Below are 14,154 nucleotides of genomic sequence, written 5' to 3'. Positions count from 1 at the left end.
ATACACTTTAAAACATAATTGAGTAAGCCATTCTAGTCTTTTGGAAGATATTATCTAAAATAGTATACTAAACGGATAAAGGATATTTGAATAAAGAAACTGAGGCTTTCTATTTAGCTGGACTCTTAAGTTGTAGACTTAGAGACTGATGCCGGAATTCATATTTAATTTCTATTTCTGTACATAATATCGTAAGAAAGAAGGTAGTACTGTGAAAACAACAGAAAATTTTACTGACAGGGCCGATATATATGCAAAATATCGCCCTAGTTATCCTAATGAATATATTGATTACTTGCTTTCAGCTAACCAACTGAAAGGAAATCGGATTGTGGCTGATATTGGTTCAGGTACGGGGATATTTAGCCACCAGCTGCTTGAAAGTGGTTTACATGTTATTGGAGTTGAGCCAAATGATGATATGAGAAAGATGGCTGAGCAATCGTTAAAACTATATTCTCGTTTTCAATCCATAAAAGCAACTGCTGAAAATACCACTTTAAAAGAAAATAGTGTAGATTTAGTAACTGTTGCCCAAGCATTTCATTGGTTTGATAAAGAGGCTTTCAAAATCGAATGCCAACGAATTTTAAAACAAAAAGCAAATGTTGCACTTGTTTGGAATAGTAGAGGTTTAACTAGTCCACTTATTAAAGAGAATGCAGAAATTTGCCAGAAAACCTGTCCAAACTTTAAAGGCTTTAACGGTGGAATAGATGAAACTCCAGAAGTATTTAACAACTTTTTTAAAGATGGAAAGTATGATTTTAAAGAATATCAAAATGATTTACTTTTTGATTATGAAGGGTTTTTGGGAAGGAATTTATCAGCATCTTATGCTCCGAAAGAAAATGACGAACAGTATAAAAATTTTATTTTCCTCCTATCAGAGCTATTCGAAAAATACAGTAAAAACGGAAAAATTATTCTCCCGAATTTAACACGAAGCTATCTAGGCAATGTATAAACAGCCTGATACAAAGAGACTTTGAACGGAATTAAAACAAGCCTAGCCCCTTCCTGAATGTAGAACGAGGTTAGGCTTGTTTTGCATTTTACCACATCAAATTCAAATGACTTTCGTACAATAAAGTAGAATATATTAGAAAACACCTTAAACTGAGGAGGAACTCAATGGCGCGTTGTACGTATTGTAAAACGAAATGGAAAGTAAAAGACGTATGGTCGATACTCTTGGCATTTGAAAAAGATTGTCCGTATTGTTTTGGGAGGCAATATCTATCAAAGAAAACAGTGAACGCTATGCCAGAACTTATAAGCTTACCTTTACACTTCTTTTTCCCTTTTCTTGTTGATTTGAGTGATGAAGGTCCTTTCGATTGGTATCGGAAATAATATAACCTCTACATCCAAAGACTACTTTCTACTAAATTCGCTTCTCATCATTATCCCTTCATACATTACTCTCATAATCGCTTATACTTTCCCTTTTAAAGATCCCATAGCTCAACAGGAAGAGCGTCCCCTGAACAAATTTTATCAATTATGACTAAAAAAAACAGTGATATATGTATACTGTTAAACATAAAAAATTAGCATTAGGTTCCAATTAAATATTAATTGAAACCCAACACTACTTGTATTCTGTAATTCAGAATACAAGTAGTGGTTTTTATTATGCATTTTTGCATACAGGATTATTTTCTCTTGTAAATAGATAATAATGGTATATAATAAAACCAATGTTTTACCAATAAAAGGTAATAAAAAGTGGTGGGATAAGCAATTAACCAAAACGTATTAACAGATTTGTTCTATGTAAATCATGATACATATATGGAATCAAAACTATGAAATTTTATGTAGAGATTAGATTACTACAAGATGAAAGATTCATAGCGAATGCACTCGAGGAAAAAAGTGTTCGATTAGATTAATGTTATAAAACTACTTAATGTGATATCTATCGAACGAATTGAAAATATACTTAGGGGGAATTTTAAGTGAAAGCATTTGGTAAAGTATTATTAACAGGAGCTTTAACTTTAGGCGGTTTAACAGCTATGAACATTGATACACCGAAGGCAAATGCTGACGGAGCAAGCGAGTTCTGTCGTTATATTTGTGGTCCTAGCGAAACGTTGAATGGTTTCACAATTCAATTACACGCTACAGAGTACAGCTACGGCCAAAATATGATTGCAAAAATCACAAATGATAGAGCTGAAGATGTGCGCTATCGTGTAACTATTGAAAAGAAATGGGCAAGTGGCTGGGGTTACTATGAAACTGACTTCAATTTCGGCTCCGAATTACCAGCTGGAACAAACGAAGAATTTTACAATACAACTGGTTGGGGTGGACAACTTCCAGAAAACGGGGAATATCGTTACAAAGTTAAAATTACAAATGCTGACGGTTCTGTAGATACAATTTATACAGCTTCAATGACACTTACAGGAAGATAGCTCATGAACGAGCTCCATTATTTATACTTGTATTTTTGATGATATCATTGATAATTGCAGTGATATTATTATTATTGAAATAAGCTCTTCGGGGCTTATTTTTTATATACAAATTGGAATGATAACATTCAGAAAATTACATCTTTACACTATTAAAGTTTGTTGCTATTATAGGAATACATCAAATGTTACAATATTCAATAAATTATACAAATCCTCCAATTACACGAATGAAATGAAAACACATTGCTGATGGTAACATTTATAGTTGGGATCCCGTAGCTCAGCAGGGAGAGCGCCACCTTGACAGGGTGGAGGTCGTGAGTTCGAGCCTCTCCGGGGTCATATGAAAACCCCCTTGATAGTCAAGGGGGTTTCTTTATGTAGCAAATAAATGATTATTATTAAAACTAAATTTTTCCCTACTTCTTTTCTCCATTTTGGAGAAAGACATAAATTATATTAATCATCGCTCTACGTTGTTCGCTAGAACTCGATTCTTTACTCTCTTTTGGGAGCTTTTTAAAATTCTCTTTGAAAAATAGCCTAATACGGCAATTTTTATATTTATTTATATAAATTTCCCAACAAAAAAGATCTACACAGTTTAACTATGCAGATCTTTGTAAATTTAAGTTTAAAAATGAATAGACGAATCCTATTTTTGCCCTAACTTGATTGCCTTTTTGATATTACTAAATGCACCTTTACCATATATTAATACGCCACCGCGGTAAACACGACTCGTTAAACCAATCATCATACATATTGTTGCAATTAGAATTGCTAATGCAAGCGCAATCTCCCATACTGGGATATTGAGGAATCCAATTCGTACAAGCATAACAATAGGAGTGAAGAAAGGTACATAACTAGTAATGGTAACAACCATGCTGCTTGGGTTTGACATTCCATAAATCGCTATATACAAAGCAGCAAGTAACATAAACATCAGCGGCATAACAGCTTGAGAAGATTCCTCTATACGCGTAATGATAGAGCCAAATAGACAAGATAATGAGCCATATAATAAGAATCCTAATGTGAAGAATAGAATCCCATAAAACACTAGAGTTGGAGCAACAGAATTTAAATCAATACTATTTAAAATATCATTTTTCGAATCATTAATTGCTGTTTTATATCCAACAGTTGCGACCAAGCCCCAAATTATGATTTGCGTAATACCAGCCAATAATGTCGAGAATAGCTTCGCATATAAATGTTTGGCAGGCGAAATACTTGAAACAACTAACTCCATAACACGAGAAGATTTCTCTGTTGCAACATCTGTTGCTAATTGTGCAGCATACATTAATATCATTACATAATTTAGCATGATAAAGACATTAATTAAAATCCCTACACCCTCAGTATGTTCTCCATCTTTAACCTTATCTGAAACCGTTTTGGTATGAATTTCTACTGGCGTTGTTAACACCTTTAATTCATCTTGCGATAGATTCAATTGCTGGGCGAAGTTAGAAGATTGTATTTGAGATAAAATCGTTTGAACCTTGCTAACATCTTGCTGATTTACATCCGTCTCAGTTATATACGTAGCCTTTAATTGTTTATTATTCAATTCCTCTACAACGATTGCATATGTATAATCACCATTTTTAACACCTGATTCTGCTTTTTGTTTATCCGTGCTACGTTTAACTTGTATCTTACTATCGACATTTTTAAACACTTGATGAATGGTTGAATATAATTCTTCTTTTTCTGTAACAACAACAACTTGATCGTCCTCGTTACCTGCAAACAAGTTATAAATCTTGTCAAAATTCATCAATCCTATAATTAACAGAGAAACTATTATTGTAATAGCAAAATATGATTTTGATTTCACTTTAGATTTATAGTTTTGTAAAAAAATTGTCCAGAAACTACTCATTTTGTGCACCTACTTTCGCAATAAAGATATCATTTAATGTAGGCTCTTCTACTGCAAACTTTTTAACATATCCTAATTTTGTTATCTCTTTAAATAAAACATGTGAAACTTCTTCATATGAAATTTTAAGAGTAACTGCATTTTTACGTTTCTTCATACTTTCTACACCTTTTATTTCTTTCAAATGGTCAAAGTCATGATCGCCAATGATTACAACGTTCTTTTTACCAAAATCACTTTTAATTTTGGCAATGTCACCCTGAACAACAGGTACACCTTTGTGCATAATACAAATGTGTTGGCATAACTCTTCCACATGTTCCATACGATGTGAACTAAAAAGAATTGACGACCCTTGTTTTTGCATATCAAGAACAGCGTCTTTTAACATTTCAACATTTACTGGGTCTAAACCACTAAATGGTTCATCTAAAATTAAGAGTTCAGGCTTATGTATAATCGCTGTTATCAGCTGGATTTTTTGCTGATTCCCTTTAGAAAGTTCTCCTACCTTTTTGTTCAGATGCTCAGTAATATTAAAACGCTCCAGCCAATAGTGAAGTTCTTTTTCTGCATCTTTACTTTTCATGTTCTTTAATTTTGCAAAAAAGTTAACTTGTTCTTTGACAGTCATTTTCGCATAAAGACCACGTTCTTCTGGTAAATACCCAATTTTATCTGTAACACCATAATTTATAGGTTTACCATTCCATGAAATGGTCCCACTTGATTTCGATAAAAGTCCAAGTATCATTCGAAATGTAGTCGTTTTACCTGCTCCATTCCCGCCCAAGAATCCAAATATTTCACCTTTTGGTATCTCGATATTCAAATTATCCACTGCAACATGCTCGTCAAATTTCTTTGTTAAATCTTTAATTAGTAAACTCATTATCCACACCCTTAATTCTCAAGATGATTTATTTATACAATTGTATATCCATAGTCAACTACAATATTTTGCCCTTTAATGGCGTCACTCTTATAAGACATTAAAAATAAGATGACATTTGTAGAATCTGAATTTTCAACAAATTCCCTATAGGAATCTTTTTTAATAACTTATTTCCTTCAATGGACTTCAAATAGCTTTCGTTATTATCGTTTATGCTATAGGACAGTGAATTGTATACCACTGTAATGATTCATTTTTTATCTTTCAAAAATGAATCATTACCAACAAATGTTATATTTCGCATTATAAGGTTAGCATAAGATTTTAAATATTTAATATGCAATTCTGCATATTTTAATACTCTCAATTATTTACATAGTGTTTGACCATCTTTATTTAAAGCAGCCCCCACATTTACAAAATTCACTTAAAACAAGAATTTGTTTATCCATACTTTTTCTATAATTTTTCATGGAAGAACTGAAATTAATTAGTACCCCTGTTAAACACCTAAATCTGATACTTAAACTAACTAATCTTCCTCTAATAAATTGTTGTCTTATTTAACTTCACAATTAATAGTATCCAGCAGGCATAGTCACAACATCTTCGTACACCTCCTCATTAAAGCTGAAGGAACACTAATTAAAATCTGGTCCAGAAATTTTACCTTTCTACGTTACAGGATCCGCATAAGAAAACATAGAATACAGTACCTCCTCTGTTACAACTAGCTTTATGTCTTGAATTCAAAAAACATAATATCTAATTTATATAATTAACTTCGTGCGTTCAAACCTCTCCAGGTTCATAAAAAAGAGACACCATATCAACCTTCTACGTGATATGGTGTCTCTTTTTATCTAATTCAATCACTTTCCACCAAACATCTTCTCCAACGACTTCGCATTAGCAAACAATACTTCTTTCAAGTTATCATCTGCAACGATTTTATAATCGCCATCTTTGTTTTTCTTTAAGTTCAAGGTAACTTCGCGAGTTGCCATTGCTGCATCTTTATCCGTTAAGTTTTTGATGATAGTTGAGGTCATTGTTTTTTCGATCGCTTTTTCAGATTGTTCTTTGTCTTCGCTAAATGCGCTAGCGAAAGCCATTGGCATAACTTCTCCCACTGCTTTTGTTACAGCAACGGATAGATCAGCAGATGTAATTTTCACTTTCACTTCTGCTTTGTCCTCCTTTTTCGATACTTCTTCTATCTTTTCAAATTTAAAGTTCTTTGTAATTGCACTTAGCATTGCTTTTGCCTCAGCATCATCTGTTTTTTCATTTAGTTTATTAAATTCCTTGTCACTCTCAACAAATGTACGAGCCTTTTCTACATCACCTTTTTGTATCGCTGTTAAAAATTCTTCTGTAGTATCTTTCGGATTTGCACACCCTGCTAAAACACCTGCTGTTAATCCTACTACCATCATTAATAGCAATAATTTCTTTATCTTTTGCACGTTCATTCTCCTCTTATCTTTTCTAGTAAGTCAGCATCATACAATATTATGAAACTGACATTACAAACATTTTTAGTATAGCATTTATATGATTCGTTTTCTATTAATTCCCAAAAGATAAAGGACCTTGCAGCATTCCTACAAGGTCCCTCTTCTATCAATCTGTATCCGTAGCACAAATGAACCACATTTTCTGTTCCCTACTATCTAACACCATCCAAGTAACATCCCACGCAACATCGTAAAACCAATCTGTCCAAGGGCGATAGCTTTCGAACACTTTAATATCTTCGTATCGATCTTGGAACATATATTGACATACATTGACTGCTAATTGTTTTGCGATAACTGGTCGTTCCTTAAACCCTTCATATGCTCCGCCCCACAAAATTTGCGCAGCAATGCTACCATCAAGCATAACTGCCAGCTGCTCTTTAAAACGAAACTTATATTTGTCTGATGTATGTATTTTTAACTCTTCTAAGTTATTAATTATATCTAAAGAGTTGAAGATTCTTCTAAAGAAGTGCTCATGTCCATCTTTCGAATGTGGTATTTCTTTAAAAAAATTTTCGTTATGCACTTTAAAACAGCTTATTATTGCTCCACCAATTAAGTTTTGTTCCTTAAACGTGTTTATAAGTTGCTCAACAGATGAGTCAATCGTGTCTATTTTTTCAAACGTTCCCTCTTTCCATCTCATAACGCCCACTACTCTCTATTAAAAATTTGTTTCTTCATTATAAATAGCAAAATAAAAACCAGCAACTTTAAGGTTGCTGGCTTAGCTCTTATTCATATTCGAAAAAACAATAACAACTGCTCCAAACAAATAATGCCCTACTACCATCCACATACTCCAATCAAAAATCATAAGCAATAACCAAAGTGATATATTCATAGCAGCAAATAATAAATATAAAATCTCTCTTTTGTATCGCTCCTCTATTCATCAAAATGTAAACAGCACCGATAGGAGGAAAAAGACAAATATTTTTCTTAACACCCACGGATACGAAATTACTGTCTGCATATGAATCTCCTTTTCATCATAATACTTGCTTCAACATCGGCCTCACTACCCTATATTTATCACTATAAGCTTCCTTTATGATTAAAGGCGGGTAATCACTTTTTTCTTCCTCAATCATTGTGAATACTTCTGTTTTCTCTTGTAATGTATTAGATTCTTTATTTTTAGTAGGTTTTTTACTTGTTTTAATTTTCTTTGTTACTTCGCCAAGTTTTTGCCCAACTTCTTCTACTTTGGCAGGTTCATTCGTAACATAGTATTCTTGTTCGTCCCATACTAATATAGGTGGCACTTGTTCTCGTTTGTTACATATTATAATAAGCAGTACTAGCTACAAGTAGTAGACAAGTTAATAAATAGAAGATAGTTTTTTTATTCATATACTACACTCCTTATCTATCATTTCATTGGATTATATAATATAAGTTATTTATAGTAAATGGATTTAGTGGTAATTTTTAGGTTTAACAATAAAAAAACCTTACCGCAGTAAGGTTCCGTTTTTACATTCTATAGTGACCGACTTATTAAAACAATCATTACAATAATCGCAATAAACATAACAACTAAACAGCCGATCATTTTATAAAAGCCTCTTTTCGTTAACGTCCCGCCTTGAACGTCTTTACGAATAAATAAGAATACTGCTAAAAATAATACAAGCCCAATGCCAAAAGCATACATCATTTGCATATGTTAATCTTCCTCTCTCTCTTCCATCTTAATATCTTTTTGCCAAAACAACAAATGAGATAAAAACGGTACTCATCGTAAGTGCCATAAGTATATTCAATAATTCAGTAGCAGATAGTGTAAGTATTTTTAAGTTTAAGCCGATAGAGAAAAGAAGATAATATGCTGTTAATGCAAAAAAGGTTACAAACATTCCTTTATAACGAATAAGTTTCATTCGCTCGTCTTTTTCTTTAAATTGCGGGTGCAAGTAGCTTAGACAGAAACTCATAATCATCATCCCAAGCAATGGATACGTTATAGCTGGCGGTGCAGAATGCGTCATTATACCTGTTAATATCATAAATCCACTCATAAATAGAAAAATAATCCCCATAATTACAAAGTACTTTTGTGAATAATTCATCCCTATTCCCCCTCTTCTTTTCCTTCATAAATAAATACATGTTCTATCGTTGTCTGAAATGTTTTCGCTATTTCAAATGCTAGCGGAAGTGATGGATCGTATTTCCCCTTTTCAATTGAAATGATGGTTTGTCTGGAAACTCCAAGTTTCTCAGCCAACTTTTCTTGAGATAGTCCAAATTTTTTTCGGTATTCGACCATTTTATTTTCCAAGGAAATTTCTCCCTCCTTCCATATATCGAGTATATATGTAAAGTAAACTTTACGTCAAGGTTCCTTTACATTTATTCCAATCATTTTTCACTCTATTTATATAGAAGAAACTTGTTCGATTTGAGCACGTCTATTTTGTAATAAAACATGGAACACTGTATGTAATCGTTACTATATTTCCTCCTCACCTTTTTTAAAATTTAATATCTTCATATTTGTTTTATCCTTTTAAAATATTTCATTCTCTTCTTTATTAGATGAAATGTGTTATTGGTTTTACGGTGTTTTTTGGCATATTTATAGAAACTAACGGGTTATGAACCATTTTTTATGTTTAGCAACTTTTTTTGTAGAAATCCTTCATTTTCCTTTCGATATTTAACACTATCGAAATAAAGTTTACGATAAATTCATAATTTTTTATTTTTTATACTATATTCCGTTATATTGTTGTATAATATCTATGAAAGCGCTTATTATTTCAATATACATAATTCAAACTAAATTTCATCAAAACATTCTAACTATTATACCTATATTTAAATGCAACAATTATAGCTATTAGTATAGGCATACCAAATATATCCACCCCATTTTTCTGTAAAATTACTTTATAAAGTGAAAGATTAACTTGGGTGATAAGTTATTGTGAATGTTTTTTTACAAAACAGATAAGTAATAGTGTTTGGTATTATGTAAATTATTGTAATAACATAAGAGTAAAGAAAACATTTACATTGATTATTGATTCATTACTTATTGAAAAAGAGCAAAATGCACCTTTGTATGGAAAAGGATTATATGCATTGGGAGGTTTAAACAAATGACGAGGAAGAATACAACGACAAACCCTTGGGCCAAGTTCCACGGTCCGAACCTTGGTTATGTTATTGAGCAGTATGATCTTTACGTAACTGGAGCAGGTTCTGTTGATCCGGAATTACAAGAGCTTTTTGAAATTTTTGGAGCTCCTTCGTTTCAAGATGATGTCGTAACAGGGGACAACACAGCAACACATTTTTCTCCTCAAAACACAGGTAACATTGAAAAAATTCTTAAAGTCGTTCAACTTGTTGAGCAAATTCGTTCTTTCGGGCACACGTTGGCTCACATTAACCCGATGGAAGATGCTGCAAATGGACAATCACTTCTTGAGAAAGCAATGAGTGAACTGAGCGATGCTGACTTGAAAGCGATTCCAGCGAAAACAGTATGGCAAGATGCACCAGAAGGTATTCACACTGCACTTGATGTGATTCATAGATTAAAAGACGTTTATACAAAATCTTTAGCTTATGAATTTTCTCATATACAAGATAGTGAAGAACGCGCGTGGTTGCATCAAATGGTGGAATCAAATTCATTGCGTCAACCACTATCAAATAAAAAACGAACTGCTCTTTTAAAACGTTTAACAGCTGTTGAAGGTTTCGAGCAATTCTTGCATAAAACATTCGTTGGGCAAAAACGTTTCTCTATCGAGGGCGTTGATATGCTTGTACCTGTTTTAGATGAAATTGTTCTAGAAGGTGCTAAGAACGGCGTAGAGGATGTCATGATTGGTATGGCTCACCGCGGTCGTCTAAGCGTACTTGCTCACGTATTAGAAAAACCATATAGTCACATGTTTGCTGAGTTCAAACATGCAAAAATAGAAGGCGCAGTAGCCAATTCTGGCTGGACTGGCGACGTAAAATACCACCTAGGTAGAGAACAAGTCGTTAGTAACGAAGAAGTTAGCACTCGCGTGACATTAGCAAATAACCCGAGTCATCTTGAGTTCGTGAATCCTGTAGTAGAAGGTTTCGCACGTGCTGCTCAAGAGAATCGTAAAAAATCTGGTCTTCCAGATCAAGATACTTCAAAATCATTCGTAATTTTAGTTCATGGTGATGCTGCATTCCCTGGTCAAGGTATTGTATCTGAGACACTCAACTTAAGCAGATTGAACGCGTATCAAACAGGCGGAACGATTCATGTTATCGCAAACAATGCAGTTGGTTTTACGACTGATAGTTATGATTCTCGTTCTACGAAATATTCAAGTGACCTTGCAAAAGGTTTCGATATTCCTATTGTTCACGTGAACGCTGATGATCCGGAAGCTTGTCTTGCTGCTGCTAACCTTGCGATTCAATATCGCATGTTGTTCAAAAAAGACTTCTTAATCGATTTAATCGGTTACCGCCGCTACGGTCATAACGAAATGGATGACCCAGCAGTTACGCAACCACAAGTGTACAAAAAAATTAAAAATCACCCAACTGTAAGAGCAATTTATGCAGATCAATTACAAGCTGCTGATGTTCTAAATGCAGATGAAGTTGAAACAATTACGCAGTTTATACAAGAGCAATTAAAATCCGACTATGCACAAGTACCACCAGCTGATACGGGTGATGCAACAATTCACGTTAAAGTGCCAGATGTTGTTGCAAAAGGTATTCAACCAATCGATACTGGTGTTGAGATTGACTCACTTCGTGCAATTAATGAAGGTCTACTATCTTGGCCAGAAGGATTTAACGTATATCCAAAAGTGAAGAAAATTCTTGAGCGCCGTAAAGATGCTCTTGAAGAGAACGGTAAAATTGAATGGGCACTTGCTGAGTCGTTAGCATTCGCTTCTATTTTACAAGAAGGTACGCCAATTCGTTTAACTGGTCAAGATTCACAGCGTGGTACATTCGCACACCGTCATATCGTATTACACGATACTGATACAAACGAAACATATTCACCATTACACCGTTTACCAAACATTAATGCTTCGTTCTCTGTTCATAACAGTCCGTTATCAGAGGCTGCTGTTGTTGGTTACGAATATGGTTATAACGTATTCGCTCCAGAAACTCTTGTTATGTGGGAAGCGCAATATGGTGACTTCTCAAATACTGCGCAAGCATTATTTGATCAATATGTTTCAGCTGGAAGAGCAAAATGGGGTCAAAAATCTGGTTTAGTTCTTCTATTACCACACGGTTATGAAGGTCAAGGACCAGAGCACTCTAGTGCACGTCCAGAGCGTTTCTTACAGTTAGCTGCTGAGAATAACTGGACAGTTGCAAACTTAACGAGCGCGGCACAATACTTCCATATCCTGCGTCGTCAAGCATCTATCTTAGGAACAGAAGCTGTTCGACCATTAGTACTGATGACGCCGAAGAGTTTATTACGTCACCCACTTACGCTTTCAACTGCTAGTCAGTTAAGCGAAGGACGATTCCAACCTGCTTTAGAACAAGAAAACCTTGGTATGAAACCAAATAAAGTAAAACGTCTTGTTTTAAGTACAGGTAAAATGGCGATTGACTTAGCAGCAGAAATCGAGTCTGGTAAACATGAGTACAACTTAGACGAAGTTCATGTCGTTCGTATTGAGCAATTGTACCCATTCCCTGCTGAGAAAGTTCAATCTATTATTAAACGCTTTAAAAACTTAGAAGAAATCATTTGGGTTCAAGAAGAACCTCGTAATATGGGCGCATGGCATTACATGGCTCCAATTCTGTTCGAACTTGCTGGAGATAAAGTGAAAACAGGTTACATTGGACGTCCTGATCGCTCTAGTCCATCTGGAGGCGATCCATTCGCTCACAAAGCTGAGCAAGAACTAATTGTTGCACATGCTTTAGATGTGAAGTATAACTTCCGTCAAGATAAACAAGAAATTGAAGTTTACAGCAACTAAAAAGTAACAATGAAGGTTTCTAGCTTGTTCCTTGGGCAGAATATCTGCCCAAGGCCAGGCTAACAAATGGAGATTACCGAAGACAAAAGAAGAAAAAACACACCGTTAGGCAAATAAGGGGAGGACATTTAAAATGATCGAAATTAAAGTACCTGAGCTTGCAGAATCTATTACCGAAGGAACTATTTCACAATGGCTTATCAACGTAGGCGACAAAGTTGAGAAAGGTGGCAGCGTTGTTGAGCTTGAAACTGATAAAGTCAATGTAGAAATCATTGCAGAAGATTCAGGTATTGTATCGAAGTTACTAGGCGAACCTGGGGATACAGTTGAAGTTGGCGCAACTATCGCAATTTTAGATGCTAATGGAGCACCAGTTGCAGTAAGTACACCTGCTCCAGCTGCTGAGCAACCAAAACAAGAAACAGCTGAAGCACCGAAAGCTGCGGCTCCAAATGCTGAACAAACTACGGGTCTACAAGGCTTACCAAATACGAACCGTCCTATCGCATCACCAGCTGCTAGAAAAATGGCTCGTGAATTAGGAATCGACTTAAACGACGTACGTAGCACAGATCCACTTGGACGCGTGAGACCACATGATGTACAAGCTCATGCTGCAGCACCAAAAGAAGCACCAGCTGCTCCAAAGAGCCCAGCTCCTGCTCCAGTTGCAAAAACTGAATTCGAAAAACCAGTTGAGCGCGTGAAAATGTCCCGCCGCCGTCAAACAATTGCAAAACGTCTTGTAGAAGTTCAACAAACATCTGCAATGTTAACAACATTTAACGAAGTTGATATGAGCGCGATCATGGAATTACGTAAAGAACGCAAAGATGCTTTCGAGAAAAAACATGATGTACGTCTTGGCTTCATGTCATTCTTCACAAAAGCAGTTGTTGCAGCATTAAAACAATTCCCATTATTAAATGCTGAAATTCAAGGTGACGAGCTTATCATCAAAAAATTCTATGATATCGGTATTGCAGTAGCAGCTCCAGATGGATTAGTTGTTCCAGTTGTACGCGATGCTAACCAATTAAACTTCGCTGAAATCGAAAGTGAAATTCGTAATTTAGGTATGAAAGCACGCGATAACAAACTTTCATTAAAAGAACTACAAGGTGGTACATTTACAATTACAAACGGTGGTGTATTCGGTTCTCTAATGTCAACACCAATCCTAAATAGCCCTCAAGTTGGTATTTTAGGAATGCATAAAATCCAAGTACGCCCAGTTGCAATTGATAACGAGCGTATGGAAAACCGCCCAATGATGTACATTGCTTTATCTTACGATCACCGTATTGTTGATGGTAAAGAAGCAGTTAGCTTCCTTGTTGCTGTTAAAGATATGCTTGAAGATCCAAAGTCATTATTATTAGAAGGTTGATAGATTAAAATCTATTAAAGGCTGTAGAATGAA

Annotated in this window: 12 protein-coding genes, 1 tRNA gene and 2 pseudogenes; 6 read left to right on the top strand and 9 right to left on the bottom strand. The window is 34.7% G+C overall.

Annotation, left to right across the window (positions count from 1 at the left end; all coding sequences use genetic code 11):
* Positions 1-211: 211 nt before the first annotated feature.
* The 4 genes from BM089_RS01940 to BM089_RS01925 all read left to right on the top strand — a co-directional run bounded on the left by BM089_RS01940 (position 212) and on the right by BM089_RS01925 (position 2,774).
* Positions 212-967 carry a class I SAM-dependent methyltransferase gene (locus tag BM089_RS01940; RefSeq protein ID WP_090975864.1) on the top strand — a complete coding sequence of 252 codons (756 nt, stop codon included), beginning with the start codon at positions 212-214 and terminating at the stop codon, positions 965-967.
* Positions 968-1,134: 167 nt separating this feature from the next.
* Positions 1,135-1,356 (top strand): hypothetical protein, encoded by a 222-nt coding sequence (locus BM089_RS01935; protein ID WP_090975862.1) that lies wholly within the window; start codon positions 1,135-1,137, stop codon positions 1,354-1,356.
* A 608-nt stretch (positions 1,357-1,964) separates the two neighbouring features.
* Complete coding sequence (locus BM089_RS01930; protein ID WP_090975860.1) at positions 1,965-2,429, top strand: hypothetical protein; 465 nt, start codon at positions 1,965-1,967, stop codon at positions 2,427-2,429.
* A gap of 272 nt (positions 2,430-2,701) precedes the next feature.
* Positions 2,702-2,774 (top strand) — tRNA-Val (locus BM089_RS01925).
* A 313-nt stretch (positions 2,775-3,087) separates the two neighbouring features.
* Here the strand turns inward: BM089_RS01925 and BM089_RS01920 are convergent.
* From BM089_RS01920 to BM089_RS01880, 9 genes and pseudogenes are all read right to left on the bottom strand, one after another.
* Positions 3,088-4,329: an ABC transporter permease gene (locus tag BM089_RS01920; protein ID WP_090975858.1), complete on the bottom strand. Its 1,242-nt coding sequence runs from the start codon at positions 4,327-4,329 to the stop codon at positions 3,088-3,090.
* A complete protein-coding gene (locus tag BM089_RS01915) occupies positions 4,322-5,221 on the bottom strand; it encodes an ABC transporter ATP-binding protein (protein WP_090975856.1) in 900 nt (299 codons plus the stop codon). The genes BM089_RS01920 and BM089_RS01915 overlap by 8 nt, the downstream gene beginning before the upstream one ends.
* Before the next feature lie 875 nt (positions 5,222-6,096).
* A complete protein-coding gene (locus BM089_RS01905; protein ID WP_139213194.1) occupies positions 6,097-6,693 on the bottom strand; it encodes a DUF4878 domain-containing protein in 597 nt (198 codons plus the stop codon).
* Positions 6,694-6,850: 157 nt separating this feature from the next.
* The gene (locus BM089_RS01900; RefSeq protein WP_139213193.1) at positions 6,851-7,396 is read right to left on the bottom strand and encodes a hypothetical protein; all 546 of its coding nucleotides are present in this window, start codon (positions 7,394-7,396) and stop codon (positions 6,851-6,853) included.
* 81 nt (positions 7,397-7,477) lie between these two features.
* Positions 7,478-7,726 (bottom strand): annotated as a pseudogene (locus BM089_RS31420) (hypothetical protein).
* A gap of 16 nt (positions 7,727-7,742) precedes the next feature.
* Positions 7,743-8,106 (bottom strand): annotated as a pseudogene (locus tag BM089_RS01895) (hypothetical protein).
* A 130-nt stretch (positions 8,107-8,236) separates the two neighbouring features.
* Positions 8,237-8,419, bottom strand: coding sequence for a DUF3976 domain-containing protein (locus tag BM089_RS01890; protein ID WP_001178303.1), 183 nt, complete (start codon positions 8,417-8,419; stop codon positions 8,237-8,239).
* 28 nt (positions 8,420-8,447) lie between these two features.
* Positions 8,448-8,825, bottom strand: a complete 378-nt coding sequence (locus tag BM089_RS01885) for a hypothetical protein (protein WP_001109901.1) — start codon at positions 8,823-8,825, stop codon at positions 8,448-8,450.
* 2 nt (positions 8,826-8,827) lie between these two features.
* A complete protein-coding gene (locus BM089_RS01880) occupies positions 8,828-9,037 on the bottom strand; it encodes a helix-turn-helix transcriptional regulator (RefSeq protein ID WP_000428506.1) in 210 nt (69 codons plus the stop codon).
* A gap of 823 nt (positions 9,038-9,860) precedes the next feature.
* Here BM089_RS01880 and odhA point away from each other — a divergent pair.
* Entirely contained in the window at positions 9,861-12,728 is a 2,868-nt protein-coding gene (gene odhA, locus BM089_RS01875) for a 2-oxoglutarate dehydrogenase E1 component (protein ID WP_090975847.1), read from the top strand.
* 133 nt (positions 12,729-12,861) lie between these two features.
* On the top strand, positions 12,862-14,121 hold the full coding sequence (gene odhB / locus BM089_RS01870; protein WP_000569893.1) for a 2-oxoglutarate dehydrogenase complex dihydrolipoyllysine-residue succinyltransferase: 1,260 nt from the start codon (positions 12,862-12,864) through the stop codon (positions 14,119-14,121).
* Positions 14,122-14,154 lie beyond the last annotated feature (33 nt).

It is taken from the genome of Bacillus sp. 5mfcol3.1 (assembly GCF_900114335.1).
Lineage (GTDB): Bacteria > Bacillota > Bacilli > Bacillales > Bacillaceae_G > Bacillus_A > Bacillus_A thuringiensis_S.
Note: the sequence above shows the minus strand (reverse complement) of the source record. Positions and strands in the feature narration are given on the sequence as shown.

Bases quoted from the DNA above. Each gene is read 5' to 3' on its own strand.
- BM089_RS01935 (WP_090975862.1), top strand. From the start codon at position 1,135: ATGGCGCGTTGTACGTATTGTAAAACGAAATGGAAAGTAAAAGACGTA.
- BM089_RS01920 (WP_090975858.1), bottom strand. From the start codon at position 4,329: ATGAGTAGTTTCTGGACAATTTTTTTACAAAACTATAAATCTAAAGTG.
- BM089_RS01915 (WP_090975856.1), bottom strand. From the start codon at position 5,221: ATGAGTTTACTAATTAAAGATTTAACAAAGAAATTTGACGAGCATGTT.
- BM089_RS01900 (WP_139213193.1), bottom strand. From the start codon at position 7,396: ATGAGATGGAAAGAGGGAACGTTTGAAAAAATAGACACGATTGACTCA.
- BM089_RS01890 (WP_001178303.1), bottom strand. From the start codon at position 8,419: ATGCAAATGATGTATGCTTTTGGCATTGGGCTTGTATTATTTTTAGCA.
- BM089_RS01885 (WP_001109901.1), bottom strand. From the start codon at position 8,825: ATGAATTATTCACAAAAGTACTTTGTAATTATGGGGATTATTTTTCTA.
- odhA (WP_090975847.1), top strand. From the start codon at position 9,861: ATGACGAGGAAGAATACAACGACAAACCCTTGGGCCAAGTTCCACGGT.
- odhB (WP_000569893.1), top strand. From the start codon at position 12,862: ATGATCGAAATTAAAGTACCTGAGCTTGCAGAATCTATTACCGAAGGA.